The sequence below is a fragment of the Ochrobactrum chromiisoli genome, assembly GCF_026241335.1.
Lineage (GTDB): Bacteria > Pseudomonadota > Alphaproteobacteria > Rhizobiales > Rhizobiaceae > Brucella > Brucella chromiisoli.
This window is the reverse complement of the sequence record NZ_JAPHAV010000001.1, coordinates 194,458-208,132: the sequence shown is the minus strand read 5'-3', so window position 1 is coordinate 208,132 and position 13,675 is coordinate 194,458. Positions and strand designations below refer to the sequence as shown.

Genomic DNA, 13,675 nt, shown 5'->3' with positions numbered 1-13,675 from the left:
CGGCTTGAAGCCGGGCTTTTTATTTTATGCTTATCCGCGAAGAACGCCGCCGGTCTGTTTGGTGACACTTGCGATCACCTGCTTTGACAAGGTTTCCAGATCTTCGTCGGTCAGCGTGCGGTCCTGTGGCTGCAACACCACTTCAACCGCAATCGACTTCTTACCTTCACCCAGCGAAGCGCCGGTGAAGATGTCAAAGACCTGAACGCCAACGATCAGCTTCTTGTCAGCCGAAGAAACGGCCTTCATCACGCTGCCTGCTTCAACGCTTGCATCCACCACGAAAGCGTAGTCACGCTTGAGGCTCTGGAACTGCGAGAGGTTCAAGGCTGGCTTGGTGCGGGTTGCCTTGGCTTTCGGCTCAGGGATCGCATCGATATAGATTTCAAAGCCGCACAGTGCGCCCGAAACATCAAGCGCTTCCAGCGTATCGGGATGGAACTCGCCAAAATAGCCCAAAACCACCTTGGGGCCGAGCTTCAACGTGCCCGAACGACCGGGATGGAACCATGCTGGCCCACCGGCTTCGATCTGGATGCGGTCAACCGGTGCACCGGCTGCTTCAAGGGCTGCGAGTGCATCGGCTTTCGCATCAAACACACCAACAGGTGCTGCATTGCCTGACCAGAAACGGCCCGAGCCTTCAACACCAGCCGTGCCGCGACGGATACCGCCTGCCACACGGCGCTGCTGTTCCGGCTTGTCGCCTTCATAGATGCCCGAGACTTCAAACAAGGCCGTATCGCCAAAGCCACGATCCGCGTTGCGCTGTGCGGCTGCAAGCAGGCCCGGCAAAAGCGAAGGACGCATATCCGACATATCGGCTGCAATCGGGTTGGCCAGCTTCAATTCCGGCTTGCCTCCGCCAAAGGCTTTGGCCTGTGCTTCGGAAATGAAGGAATAGGTCACAGCTTCCATCATGCCGCGCGAAGCAAGCGTGCGGCGTGCCAGACGCGTGCGGATTTGCAGCGTCGTCAGAATACGGCCATTAACCGTGCCAAGGCCCGGCAGCGGCTGCGGTGCAATCTGGTTGATGCCATGAATACGCATGACTTCTTCAACGAGATCGGCCTTGCCTTCCACGTCACCGCGCCATGTTGGCACGGTTGCCTTGATGAGTTTGCCATCGCCTTCAACGCCAAATCCAAGGCGCTTCAAAATGTCAAAAGATGCGTCATAGGAAACGTCGATACCGGTCAGGCGCTTGACTTCCGAAACCGGGAAATCAATCACCCGTGCGCTTGGAGCCTTATAACCAACCACGTCGAGAACCGTTGGCTGACCGCCGCACAGTTCAAGCACGAGCTTCGTTGCCAGTTCTGCGCCCGGAACCATCATTTCCGGATCAACACCGCGCTCAAAACGATAACGTGCATCGGTGACGATGCCCAGCTCACGACCCGTGCGCGCAATCATGCGCGGATCCCAAAGGGCCGACTCAATCAGCACATCGACAGTATTTTCATCGCAGCCGGAATGCTCACCGCCCATGATACCGGCAATCGATTCAGGACCGTTATCATCGGCGATCACATACATGCCCGGCTTGAACTTATAGTCTCGCTGGTCGAGACCGAGAATGGTTTCGCCATCCTTTGCCGCGCGCACTGTCAGGTTGCCCTTGACCTTGGCCGCATCAAACACATGCAACGGACGGCCTTGATCGAATGTGACATAATTGGTGATGTCCACCAGCGCATTGATCGGGCGCAGGCCAATGTCTTTCAGGCGCTGCTGCATCCATTTCGGGCTTGGGCCATTCTTCACGCCCTTGACCATGCGCAGTGCAAAACCTGTGCAGAACGGATTTTCCGCATCCTGATCAAGAATGATCTTAACCGGCGTTTCGCCTTCGCCTTTGACAGCTTCCGGCAGGGTGTTCTTGAGCGTGCCAAGACCAGCGGCTGCCAAATCGCGTGCAATGCCGCGAATGCCGGTGCAATCCGCACGGTTCGGCGTCAGGCCGATTTCGATAATCGGATCGTCAATGCCGAGATAGCTTGCGAAGCTTGTGCCAACTGGCGCATCTTCGGGCAGATCGATAATGCCATTATGCTCGTCAGACAATTCCAGCTCGCGCTCGGAACACATCATGCCGAAGCTTTCAACGCCCCGGATTTTGCCAACCGACAGCGTAACATCAAGGCCCGGCACATAATCGCCCGGACGACCCAGAACACCGACCAGACCAGCACGCGCATTGGGTGCGCCGCAAACGACCTGAACTGGCTGGCCCTCGCCCGTATCAACCGAGAGAACGCGCAGCTTGTCAGCATCCGGGTGCTGAACCGCGCTCACCACCTTGGCGATTTTGAAAGCTTTGAAAGCGGCGCGGTCATCGACCCCATCCACTTCCAGACCAATATCGGTCAGTTTTTCGACGATCTGGTCGAGCGTTGCTTGCGTGTCAAGGTGATCCTTGAGCCAGGAAAGTGTGAATTTCATGTGTCTGTTCCTTCCTGTCTTTATGCGCTCAGACCGCCGAACAGCGTCGGCAAATCGAGTGGACGGAAACCGTAATGGTTGAGCCAGCGCACATCAGCATCGAAGAAGGCGCGCAGATCAGGCATGCCGTATTTCAGCATAGCGATACGGTCGATCCCCATGCCCCATGCAAAGCCCTGATAGACATCAGGATCATAGCCCGAAGCGCGCAGCACATTCGGATGCACCATGCCGCAGCCCAGAATTTCGAGCCAGTCATTGCCTTCGCCAAACTTCACATGCGGGCCGGAACGGTCGCACTGAATATCCACTTCCACCGATGGCTCGGTGAAGGGGAAGAAGCTCGGGCGCATGCGCATCGTGACATTAGGCACTTCGAAGAAAGCTTTGCAGAACTCTTCCAGCACCCATTTCATATTGGCGACATTGGCCGATTTATCGACGACCAGACCTTCGACCTGATGGAACATCGGCGAATGGGTGGCGTCCGAATCCATGCGATAGGTTTTGCCCGGAATGACGATGCGGATCGGCTCGTCGCGGCCTTCCTTATCGCGAATCGCCGCAAACTTCTCCATCGTGTGCACCTGCACGGGCGAAGTATGCGTGCGCAACAATTTGCGCTCACCCTTCTCGTCTGGATTGAAGAAGAACGTGTCGTGCATTTCGCGCGCCGGATGACCTTCGGGAAAGTTCAGCGCCGTGAAATTATAATAGTCGGTCTCGATATCCGGGCCTTCGGCAATCGAAAACCCCATATCCGCGAAAATCGCCGTGATTTCATCGACAACCTGAGAGATTGGATGGATGCGGCCACGCGAGACTGCACTTTCGCGAACAGGAAGTGTCACATCGAGTTTTTCACGCTCAAGGCGCGCAGCAATCGCTTGTTTGCGCAGCTCTGTTTTGCGCTCGTTAAGTGCTTCTGTGACGCGGTTCTTCAGACCGTTGATGGCAGGTCCCTGCGCCTGACGCTCTTCCGGCGTCATCGAACCCAGCGTCTTCAGCTTTTCAGAAATCGTGCCTTTTTTGCCAAGGCTAGCCACGCGCACCGCTTCAATCGAAGGCTCGTCGCTGGCCGCAGCGATTTCACCCATGATCGTTTGTTCGAGTTGTTCAAGATCGCTCATCTATTTACGTCCCTGTCGTGCTTGCGGCACTCCACGCCTCTTGTTTATTTGCGTCCCTGTCGTGCCTGCGGCACTCCACGCCTCTTGTTTATTTACGTCCCTGTCGTGCCTGCGGCACTCCACGCCTCTTGTTTATTTGCGTCCCTGTCGTGCCTGCGGCACTCCACGCCTCTTGTTTATTTACGTCCCTGTCGTGCCTGCGGCACTCCACGCCTCTTGTTTATTTACGTCCCTGTCGTGCTTGCAGCACTCCACGCCTCTTGTTTTAGCTTCACTGTCGCGCCGCTGGCATCAGATACGAAAGAAAAACCCGCGCCAGCCGAGCCAGCGCGGGTTCCCAAAATTAACAATATCGCTTCGGGAAGGCGGCTGGCTTAGCGAACAGCGCCTTCAAAAGCGTTTGGTGTCTCGGTGTTCTTGAGGTACTCAAGAGCCTTCTTTGCAGAAGCAACCAGCGCACCGAACGCATCAGGTTCATGGATTGCGATGTCGGAAAGAACCTTACGGTCGATTTCGATACCAGCCTTTGCAAGACCATCGATGAAACGGCCATAGGTCAGGCCCTGTTCGCGGACAGCAGCGTTGATACGCTGAATCCACAGAGCGCGGAACGTGCGCTTGCGATTCTTGCGATCGCGGTAAGCATATTGCTTCGAACGATCAACAGCAGCCTTAGCGGTGCGAATCGTATTTTTACGACGGCCGCGGAAACCGGAAGCCTGCTCGAGAACTTTTTTGTGCTTGGCGTGGGAAGTTACGCCGCGTTTTACACGTGCCATGTTATGATCTCCTTAGAGGATAGACGGCTTAGAGGCCGTTAGGCAGGAACTGTTTTACGATCTTCGCATCTGCTTCCGAGAGCACCATGGTGCCGCGTGCATCGCGAATGAACTTGTTCGAGCGCTTGATCATGCCATGGCGCTTGCCTGCAGCCGCAGCTACAACCTTGCCAGTGCCAGTGATTTTGAACCGCTTCTTAGCAGCCGATTTGGTCTTCATCTTGGGCATTTTGCTACTCCTTTGTTTAGTCCCCGTCGTGCTTTCAGCACTTCACGCCTCTTAATATTTGCGATCCCCCTCGTGCCATTCGGCACTCGACGTCTCTTGTATTGAGCGGCGTCCGTCCTGCAAAAGACCGGAACCTTGTTTGACTCCCGGACCGACCAAGTCCGAAAAGCATACGAAACCGCCACGGCATGCCCTGCCGGGCGGTTCGAACGCGGCCTTATAGGCTTAAAGGCCAGAAAACGCAATGCCTGAATCAGCCCGAATTGCACGCAATCGCGCCTGATTTTCAATAAAGACGCAGCAAAATCGGCAATGCGTGGATGTTTTGCAGATATTCGATAAGCTCAAAGAACGGATAAGCCACAAAGAACACCAGTCCATCGGTAAATGTCCGATAAAGCCGGTCCGGTTTTACCAGCAGCGCATCCTCGTCGCGGAATGCGGAAAAGCGCGGAAAGAATCGCGGTACACGTGCGCAATAATCCGCGTAAGGCTTTCCGAAATTGGCTTTGAGAAACTTCTCTTCCGTGCGGATGACAATCGAAAAAGCCAGATAACACAGCACGCCAAAGGCCAGAGCAATAATGAAGCTGCCTGTCTGAGCGCCGATGCCGATCGCGCCGATGCTGCTGAACACATAAAGCGGGTTGCGGGTGAGCGAATAAGGACCGGTCTGCACGATTTCCGCGCTTTTGCGCCCACCGATATAAAGCGTGCACCACATACGACCGAGAATGGCCGCAACGATGAGGCTTATGCCGAAAGCTTCGATATATTCATGCAAATACCCATCGGATTGGGAACTCACAAACAGAAGGGCCACGACAAGAAGCCCTATAACAATGGCAATCGCAAGACGGCGTCTTTGCTGATACTTGCCCAGTTCGCCCAAAGTTTTCATGTTAATCTCTAACTGCTGAAATGTTGGAGCAACGAAAAGCCGCCCAAAGGCGGCTTTTCAAAGGCAGAGTTTTAAATTTAGCGCGGAGCCAGAACCATCATCATCTGGCGGCCTTCGAGCTTTGGCTCGGACTCCACCTTGGCGATGTCAACAGTATCTTCCTTCACGCGCAACAGAAGCTTCATACCAAGCTCCTGGTGGGCCATTTCACGGCCACGGAAACGAAGAGTTACCTTGACCTTATCGCCCTCTTCAAAGAAACGCAGCGCAGCCTTCATCTTCACTTCATAATCATGCGTGTCGATGTTCGGTCGCATCTTAATTTCTTTGATTTCGACCGTTTTCTGCTTCTTGCGTGCTTCGGAGGCTTTTTTCTGATTCTGATACTTCAGCTTACCGAGATCCACGATCTTACATACCGGCGGCTCGGCATTGGGCACGATCTCGACAAGATCGAGACCCGCTTCTTCTGCCATCGCAATAGCGTCTTGCGTCGGGATGCTGCCGTGGTTAAGGCCTTCGGCATCGATAAGCTGGACCCGGGGAACCCGGATATCACGGTTGGAGCGCGGTCCGTCTTTCTGGACCGGCGTCGCTCTGAACGGTCGGCGAATGGTCGTTATCTCCTGATTATTAACGTCATAGGCGGCTTAACTTCATGGCCCGCGACGGCCTTTTCCCATCAAACCCCTGTTTAACGCGGAAATGTGGTCAAGCGAGCGGTAAAGTCAATAGCATCTTTGACAGGGAAAATCACCCCCGACAAATAAAGAAGTATTTCGGGAGCGTTGAGCGACATATCGGTCACATTGCTCAATATTTCAAGGCAATGAGGTTTTCTAAGGCTCTCATAAATGGCAAATGAAAATCATGGGATCGCGATTGCTCTAATCAGGAGGCACAAAATGAGCGAAGCACAGCCGGACTTTATTGATATCGATGGTGCAGACATTGCCGTTCGCAACCGTGTCGGACATCATGCACCGGGTGTCGTCTGGCTTGGCGGCTACCGTTCCGACATGCTTGGAACCAAGGCCATTGCTCTTGATGAATGGGCAGAAAAGACCGGGCGCTCCGCTTTGCGGTTTGATTATTCAGGCCATGGCTCTTCGGGCGGCGACTTCAATCAGGGTACAATCTCACGCTGGCTGAATGAAAGCCTCAGCGTGTTGGACAAATATGCGAAGGGGCCGCAGATCCTCGTCGGATCCTCCATGGGCGGCTGGATCGCATTGCGCATGGCGCAAGAGCTTAAAAAGGCTGGCAAGTCTCCGGCAGGAATCATTCTGATTGCGCCTGCGCCCGACTTTACCGCCGAACTTGTCGAACCATCGCTGACCGACGCACAGAAGAAAGACCTGATCGCACAAGGCTATTTTGAAGAGCCTTCGGAATATTCGCCAAATCCCTACATCTATACCCGTGCGCTGATGGAAGACGGACGCAACAATCTCGTACTCAAGGGCATTATCGAAACAGGTTGTCCGGTGCATATTCTGCAAGGGATGCAGGATGAGGCCGTGCCCTATCAACATGCGCTGAAACTCGTTGAACATCTGCCGGTGGATGATGTGACGCTGACGCTCGTGCGCGATGGTGATCATCGTCTGTCGCGCCCGCAGGACCTTGAGCTGCTGATCCGCACGGTTTCCGGCCTTGCCGAACGCTTATCGACAGGGGCATAGCGATGCGCTTTTCGGTTTTTGCTTCTTCGACCGTGGCGGCGATTGTCGGCTTTGGCGGCACGCTGGCGCTTATTATTGCGGCAGCAAAGGTGCTTGGTGCAACCCAGGCCGAAACCGCAAGCTGGGTGACGGCGGCCTGCCTTGCCATTGCCGGCTCTTCCGCATGGCTCAGTGTGCGTTACAAAATGCCGATTATCGCGGCATGGTCCACGCCAGGACTGGCTTTGATCGGTGCAAGTGTTGGCTTCACCATGCCGGAGGCCGTGGGCGCGTTTATCGTTACATCCATCGCATTGATTGCAACCGGGCTTATCCGCCAGCTTTCCACGCTTGTCTCCCGCATTCCGTCTTCCATCGCATCGGGTATGCTGGCAGGCGTTCTTCTCAGCTTTGTCATTGCGGCAGCCAAAGCCGTACCGCTCGACCCTTCGTTCGTTTTGCCGATGGTGGTTCTGTTCTTTGTCGTGCGCCTGTTTAACCCGTCGCTTGCCGTTATTGCCGTGCTTGTGCTCGGTATGGCCTATGCCTTGATATCAGGGCGCGCACCGCAATTGCCTGCGCCGGAAATTTCGACGCTCACGATGATCTGGCCGGAATTTCACATGGGCGCGATCATCGGGCTGGCGCTGCCGCTTTATATCGTGACAATGGCCTCGCAGAACCTGCCGGGTTTTGCCGTTTTGCGCGCTTCCGGCTATGAGCCGCCAACAGGCCCGGCCTTGCAAGTGACCGGGCTTTTCTCGCTGATTTCTGCTCCATTTGGTGCTGCAACAAGCAATCTCGCAGCAATCTCCGCAGCGCTCTGCACCGGCCCCGATGCGCATCCCGACCCCAAAAAACGCTGGATGACGGGTCCTGTCTATGCCGCTCTTTATGTGTTGTTTGCCCTGTTCGGCGCGTCACTGGTTGCAATCTTCGCCGTGCTGCCTGCAACACTGATTGCCCTTGTGGCGGGCCTTGCGCTGACTGGCCCCTTCATCAATGCCATGGCGCTCGCCCTCAAACATGAAGAAGAGCGGCTTGCTGCGGTCATAACATTTGCTGTGACGGCTTCCGGCATCGCTTTTTTCGGTGTCGGATCCGCCTTCTGGGCATTGCTGGCAGGGCTTGGTGTGGCAACACTCGAACATTTGCGCAAAAAAATTCCGAGATAATCACATTGGTTAGCACCCACTAAGCGCGATTGAGCCGAGGATATTCTTGAAAAGCCGCAATTGGTTCACCACGTCCATTTCAAGCCGCGAGATCAGCAAACGGCCCGGAATTCACGGAGTAGACCATGACCAATTCTGCATTGCTCCGCCCCGCATGGACACCAGCGACGATTGCGCTGATGGTGCTGGGTTTTATCTTCTTCTGGCCGCTTGGCCTTGCCATGCTCGCCTATATCATCTGGGGCGATCGCCTTGGTGATTTCAAACGCCAAGTGAACGAAAAGACCGACTCGATGTTTGGCTCTTTCAGAAACTGCGGCAAAAGTGAAAGCTTCGGCTTTGGCGGTTCAACCGGCAACGCTGCTTTCGATGACTGGCGTCGTGAAGAACTTGAGCGCCTGGCGGAAGAACGTCGCAAGCTTGAAGAAGCCCGCGCCGATTTCGAAGCCTATGCGCAGGAACTTCGCCGTGCCCGCGACAAGGAAGAGTTTGACCGCTTCATGAATGAGCGTCGCGCCAATGGCAAACGCACGCCAGCGAAGAACAACAGCAATGATGTCACGGATATCTAAACAGTCATTATCTCAAACGGCGCGGTTTCTCCGTGCCGTTTTTGTCGAGTTGTAGAAAAAATTCTGGCTTTTTTCGCGAATCACTTATCTCTAAGCGATGGGCTTTTCCTTATTTCGTTCCTCCCCGGCCAAAAAGTCGGCGACTGTCAGAAGCGAACGCATTCATGCGGTCGCGGGACGTGAATTGCCTTTGCGCGTGCTGGAAAACCCGCGCGCCAAACGTTTGACCCTGCGCATTGAAACCGGCGGCAAAGGGCTGCGCGTCACCATTCCACCGGGTTTGCCCGACCGCGAGGTGCAGAGTTTTTTAATCCGTCATGAAGGCTGGATCGAAAGCCGCATTGCAAAAATTCCAGATCAGGCTGGTGTTCGTGCAGGTGTGAAAATACCCATTCGCGGTGTGCCGCACCTCATCACCCATCAGCCCGGACGTGGCACTGTGGATTTGCTGGAAGGCAATATTCTGCTTGTTCATGGCGATCCCGCACATCTTGCGCGGCGTGTCAGCGATTACCTCAAGCGCGAAGTCAAACGTGACATCGAGCAACTGGTGGCCCGCCACACGGCAACCGTAGGCCGAAAAGCCAAAGCGGTGCGTTTCAAGGATACCAAAAGCCGATGGGGATCGTGTACCTCTGACGGCGTGCTTTCCTTTTCATGGCGCATCGGCATGGCGCCTTCGCCTGTGATCAATTATCTCGTCGCCCATGAAGTGGCGCATCTCATCGAGATGAACCACGGGCCAAAATTCTGGAAACTCTGCCAGGAGCTTTGCCCCGATACCGAGCGCTGCAAAGCATGGCTCAAGCGCAATGGCAGCGCATTACAGGCTATCGATTTTACATGACATCAAACATTCAAAATGCAGCACGTATGCTATGGGATTACCATTGCCTCTGCGATGAACTTCAGCCGGCCGATGTTATCATCGGATTGGGCAGCTATGATAGCCGCGTTGCAAAACATGCAGCAGAACTCTTCAAGCAGGGCCTTGGCACATGGCTCATGTTCACAGGCCATAGCGGCAACTGGACCAAAGGGCTTTACAAGGCATCGGAAGCCGAGGCTTTTGCAGAAATCGCGCTTGCTGAAGGTGTGCCGCAAAGCGCGATCATCATCGAACCGAATGCCACAAATATTGGCGAGAATATTCGCTTCGCACGCGACAGAATGGTGGCCGGTGCCATCAGCGCGATTTTTGTCACCAAGCCACAAACACAACGCCGGGTGCGTGCAACGGTTGACCGACAGTGGCCGGAAGCCAAGTCTTTTGTGACCGCACCGCCGACCTCTTTTGAAGATCAGCCGACAGCGGGCCATGATTTTGAAAAGCTGGTGCGCGAAATGACAGGCGATCTCAGACGCATTCTGGAATATCCGGCTCTGGGATTTCAGATTGCGCAGGCAGTTCCCCTTGCGGTCATGGAAGCGTATGATACCCTGATTGCTGAGGGCTATGATGACGCGGGTCTTCGCAGTGAAGCCGGAACAGCTTGAGTCGCGCCGCAATATGTGCGACGGAAACGCCATGGTTTTTGATATAAAAATATGCGGCCTCAAAACGCCTGAAGCAGTTGATGCTGCGCTCAACGGCGGAGCGACGCATATTGGCTTTATCTTCTTTCCCAAAAGCCCGCGGCATCTCACACCCGCCGATGCCGGTCTCCTGCGTGAAGCAGCAAAAGGCCGCGCCAAAGTGGTTGCTGTGAGCGTTGATGCGGACGACGAAACGCTGGATGAAATCGTTCGTGCCTCAAAGCCTGACATGCTGCAACTGCACGGCCACGAGACGCCGGAACGTGTGGCGGATGTAAAAAAGCGCTATGGCCTGCCGGTGATCAAGGCTTTTGCTGTGCGTGAGGCGTCAGATTTTGACGTGATTGCGCCTTATAAAGGCATTGCGGATCGTTTTCTTTTTGACGCCAAACCGCCAAAAGGATCAGAGCTTCCGGGCGGCAATGGTGTATCGTTTGACTGGGCATTGCTCGATGCGCTTGACGCGGACGTCGATTACATGCTTTCCGGTGGACTAAATGCGGGCAACATTGCCGAGGCGCTGCAAAAAACGCATGCGCCGGGTATTGATGTATCGTCCGGTGTAGAGCGTGCGCCCGGTGAAAAGGACGTGCGTCTCATTATGGAATTCTTTCAGGCTGCGTCTGATACAAGACTTTAGCCTGCACATGACGGAGTGGCAGCAGTGAACAAGCCGGTTGAACCCAATTCCTATAAAACAGGCCCGGATGAAGAAGGCATGTTCGGCATTTTTGGCGGACGCTTTGTCGCCGAAACGCTGATGCCGCTTATCCTCGAATTGCAGGAAGCCTATGAGACGGCAAAGAACGATCCTGAATTTCAGGCCGAGCTTTCCAATCTCTCGACCTATTATGCCGGTCGTCCGTCAAAACTTTATTATGCTGAAGGCTTAACCAAGCATTTGGGCGGCGCAAAAATTTACTTCAAGCGCGAAGACCTGAACCACACCGGCAGCCACAAGATCAACAATTGCCTTGGCCAGATTCTGCTTGCCAAGCGCATGGGCAAAACCCGCATCATCGCTGAAACCGGCGCTGGTCAGCACGGCGTTGCATCGGCAACTGTTGCCGCCCGTTTCGGCCTGCCTTGCGTGGTCTATATGGGCGCCACCGACGTTGAACGTCAGAAGCCGAATGTTTTCCGCATGAAGCTGTTGGGTGCCGAAGTCAAGCCGGTCACGGCTGGCAATGGCACTCTCAAAGATGCCATGAACGAAGCGCTTCGTGATTGGGTCACCAATGTCGAAGACACCTATTATCTGATCGGCACTGCTGCCGGTCCGCATCCTTATCCGGAACTCGTGCGCGATTTCCAGTCGGTGATCGGTACCGAAGCGCGCAAGCAGATTCTTGAACAGGAAGGCCGTCTGCCAGATGTGATTATCGCAGCTGTCGGCGGCGGATCGAACGCAATCGGTCTGTTCCATCCGTTCCTTGACGACACGTCGGTCAAGATTGTCGGTGTTGAAGCGGGCGGTCGCGGTCTCGACGGCGTTGAGCATTGCGCATCAATGAATGCAGGCAGCCCCGGCGTTCTGCATGGCAACCGCACCTATCTTCTGCAAAATGAAGACGGCCAGATTCTCGAAGGCCATTCGGTTTCCGCCGGTCTTGATTATCCGGGCGTTGGTCCTGAACATTCATGGCTCAAGGATAGTGGCCGCGTTGACTATGTGCCGATCCTTGATGATGAAGCGCTGGAAGCTTTCCAGCTTTGCACCCGCGTTGAAGGCATTATTCCGGCACTTGAATCAGCCCATGCGATTGCGCAAGCTGTGAAGATGGCACCCACCATGGGCAAAGATCAGGTGATGATCATCAATCTTTCCGGTCGCGGTGACAAGGATGTTCACACGGTCGGGCAGTTGCTCGGCATGGAAATGTGAGGATCGTATGAGCGATACTGTCGCCGACACCAACATCTACAGACCGCGCGCCGCATGGTTCGACGGGTTGACGGCGTGTGGTTCGGCGACGATCAAGCTCAACATCATTGAAGCCGATCCGTCCAATCCGCTTGCAGAGGCAGCTGTTGGCATCGCCCGCAGGCAGATTGCAGCCGCAGCAGACAGGCTTGAGCATACGCCGCATCTGGGTGCTGGCTTTGCCATTCTGCATCAGGGCGAAGAAAGCCTGTGGCTGTTGCTGCACTGGTGGCTGGAAGGCGGCATCGCAACGCAGATTCTCTGGCAATCGGACCTCGGCGACGAGATCGAATTTGAACCAGCGCAGCCTTTGCTGATGGCCTGTGTCTGGGAACTGGGAATCATCGACTTTGAACGGCGTGCCTGGATGGAGACGGCTATGTCCGGCCAATCCACCGCCGATTATCTTACGCGCATTTTGCCACGGGGCACGGTATGACCACACGCATTGACACCAAATTTGCAGCGCTCAAGTCCGAAGGACGTCCGGCACTGGTCACTTATTTCATGGGCGGCGACCCGGATTATGCGACATCGCTTGCCGTCATGAAGGCGCTTCCCAAAGCCGGTTCCGATGTGATCGAGCTTGGGATGCCTTTTTCTGATCCGATGGCCGATGGTCCGGCCATTCAGGCAGCCGGTCTTCGTTCGCTTGAAGCGGGCCAGACACTGAAGAAAACGCTGCAACTGGCAGCGGATTTCCGCAAAGAAGACAACACGACGCCAATCGTTTTGATGGGCTATTACAACCCGATCTATATTTATGGCGTTGAGCGCTTCCTTGCTGATGCCAAGACGTCCGGCGTTGACGGTTTTATCGTTGTCGATCTGCCATCCGAAATGGACAAGGAACTGTGCATTCCGGCCACGAATGCAGGTCTTAATTTCATCCGGCTGACCACGCCCACCACCGACGACAAGCGCCTGCCAAAAGTGCTGCATAATTCGTCGGGCTTTGTCTATTACGTCTCAATGAACGGTATTACCGGCTCGGCCATTGCCGACACAACACGGGTTGCCGATGCTGTGCGCCACATCAAGAAGAGCACCGATCTGCCGATCTGCGTTGGCTTTGGCGTGAAGACGCCGGAGCAAGCTGCCGCCATTGCCGAAGCTGCGGACGGCGTTGTTGTTGGCACTGCAATCGTCAAAGCAGTCGCGGACGAACTCGATGAAAATGGCAAGGTTAAGGGTGATCCGGTAACAGCGGTTACCAAACTTGTCAGTGCATTGGCTGCAAGTGTTCGAGCAACACGCCTTGAAGCTGCCCAATAAATCGTCCATTTAGACATTTAGTTAGTTTTGAAGAAGAAGAAACGG

General features: G+C 54.9%; 15 protein-coding genes. 9 read left to right on the top strand and 6 right to left on the bottom strand.

Annotated elements, in window-relative coordinates; translation table 11 throughout:
* Window positions 1–30 precede the first annotated feature (30 nt).
* The 6 genes from pheT to infC all read right to left on the bottom strand — a co-directional run bounded on the left by pheT (window position 31) and on the right by infC (window position 6,098).
* Window positions 31–2,445: a phenylalanine--tRNA ligase subunit beta gene (gene pheT / locus OPR82_RS01030; protein WP_265982499.1), complete on the bottom strand. Its 2,415-nt coding sequence runs from the start codon at window positions 2,443–2,445 to the stop codon at window positions 31–33.
* A 20-nt stretch (window positions 2,446–2,465) separates the two neighbouring features.
* Window positions 2,466–3,575, bottom strand: a complete 1,110-nt coding sequence (gene pheS / locus OPR82_RS01025) for a phenylalanine--tRNA ligase subunit alpha (protein WP_265982498.1) — start codon at window positions 3,573–3,575, stop codon at window positions 2,466–2,468.
* A 374-nt stretch (window positions 3,576–3,949) separates the two neighbouring features.
* The gene (rplT, locus tag OPR82_RS01020) at window positions 3,950–4,354 is read right to left on the bottom strand and encodes a 50S ribosomal protein L20 (RefSeq protein ID WP_265982496.1); all 405 of its coding nucleotides are present in this window, start codon (window positions 4,352–4,354) and stop codon (window positions 3,950–3,952) included.
* Between the two features lie 28 nt (window positions 4,355–4,382).
* Window positions 4,383–4,583, bottom strand: a complete 201-nt coding sequence (gene rpmI / locus OPR82_RS01015; protein ID WP_024898386.1) for a 50S ribosomal protein L35 — start codon at window positions 4,581–4,583, stop codon at window positions 4,383–4,385.
* A 286-nt stretch (window positions 4,584–4,869) separates the two neighbouring features.
* Window positions 4,870–5,484: a methyltransferase family protein gene (locus OPR82_RS01010; protein ID WP_265982492.1), complete on the bottom strand. Its 615-nt coding sequence runs from the start codon at window positions 5,482–5,484 to the stop codon at window positions 4,870–4,872.
* Between the two features lie 77 nt (window positions 5,485–5,561).
* A complete protein-coding gene (gene infC, locus OPR82_RS01005) occupies window positions 5,562–6,098 on the bottom strand; it encodes a translation initiation factor IF-3 (RefSeq protein WP_265983809.1) in 537 nt (178 codons plus the stop codon).
* 291 nt (window positions 6,099–6,389) lie between these two features.
* On the opposite strand from infC, the gene OPR82_RS01000 reads away from it, so the two are divergent.
* The 9 genes from OPR82_RS01000 (at window position 6,390) to trpA (ending at window position 13,630) form a co-directional block, all read left to right on the top strand.
* Window positions 6,390–7,169 (top strand): alpha/beta hydrolase, encoded by a 780-nt coding sequence (locus OPR82_RS01000; protein ID WP_265982490.1) that lies wholly within the window; start codon window positions 6,390–6,392, stop codon window positions 7,167–7,169.
* Window positions 7,170–7,171: 2 nt separating this feature from the next.
* Window positions 7,172–8,323, top strand: coding sequence for a benzoate/H(+) symporter BenE family transporter (locus OPR82_RS00995; RefSeq protein WP_265982489.1), 1,152 nt, complete (start codon window positions 7,172–7,174; stop codon window positions 8,321–8,323).
* A gap of 125 nt (window positions 8,324–8,448) precedes the next feature.
* Window positions 8,449–8,895, top strand: coding sequence for a DUF2852 domain-containing protein (locus tag OPR82_RS00990; RefSeq protein ID WP_265982488.1), 447 nt, complete (start codon window positions 8,449–8,451; stop codon window positions 8,893–8,895).
* 97 nt (window positions 8,896–8,992) lie between these two features.
* Complete coding sequence (locus OPR82_RS00985; RefSeq protein WP_265982486.1) at window positions 8,993–9,742, top strand: M48 family metallopeptidase; 750 nt, start codon at window positions 8,993–8,995, stop codon at window positions 9,740–9,742.
* Window positions 9,739–10,392, top strand: a complete 654-nt coding sequence (locus tag OPR82_RS00980) for a YdcF family protein (RefSeq protein WP_265982485.1) — start codon at window positions 9,739–9,741, stop codon at window positions 10,390–10,392. Before OPR82_RS00985 ends, OPR82_RS00980 begins: the two co-directional genes overlap by 4 nt.
* A gap of 31 nt (window positions 10,393–10,423) precedes the next feature.
* Complete coding sequence (locus tag OPR82_RS00975) at window positions 10,424–11,071, top strand: phosphoribosylanthranilate isomerase (protein WP_265982484.1); 648 nt, start codon at window positions 10,424–10,426, stop codon at window positions 11,069–11,071.
* Between the two features lie 24 nt (window positions 11,072–11,095).
* On the top strand, window positions 11,096–12,316 hold the full coding sequence (gene trpB, locus OPR82_RS00970) for a tryptophan synthase subunit beta (RefSeq protein ID WP_265982483.1): 1,221 nt from the start codon (window positions 11,096–11,098) through the stop codon (window positions 12,314–12,316).
* A 7-nt stretch (window positions 12,317–12,323) separates the two neighbouring features.
* Window positions 12,324–12,794: a hypothetical protein gene (locus tag OPR82_RS00965; protein ID WP_265982482.1), complete on the top strand. Its 471-nt coding sequence runs from the start codon at window positions 12,324–12,326 to the stop codon at window positions 12,792–12,794.
* Window positions 12,791–13,630: a tryptophan synthase subunit alpha gene (gene trpA, locus OPR82_RS00960; protein WP_265982481.1), complete on the top strand. Its 840-nt coding sequence runs from the start codon at window positions 12,791–12,793 to the stop codon at window positions 13,628–13,630. Before OPR82_RS00965 ends, trpA begins: the two co-directional genes overlap by 4 nt.
* Window positions 13,631–13,675: the final 45 nt, after the last annotated feature.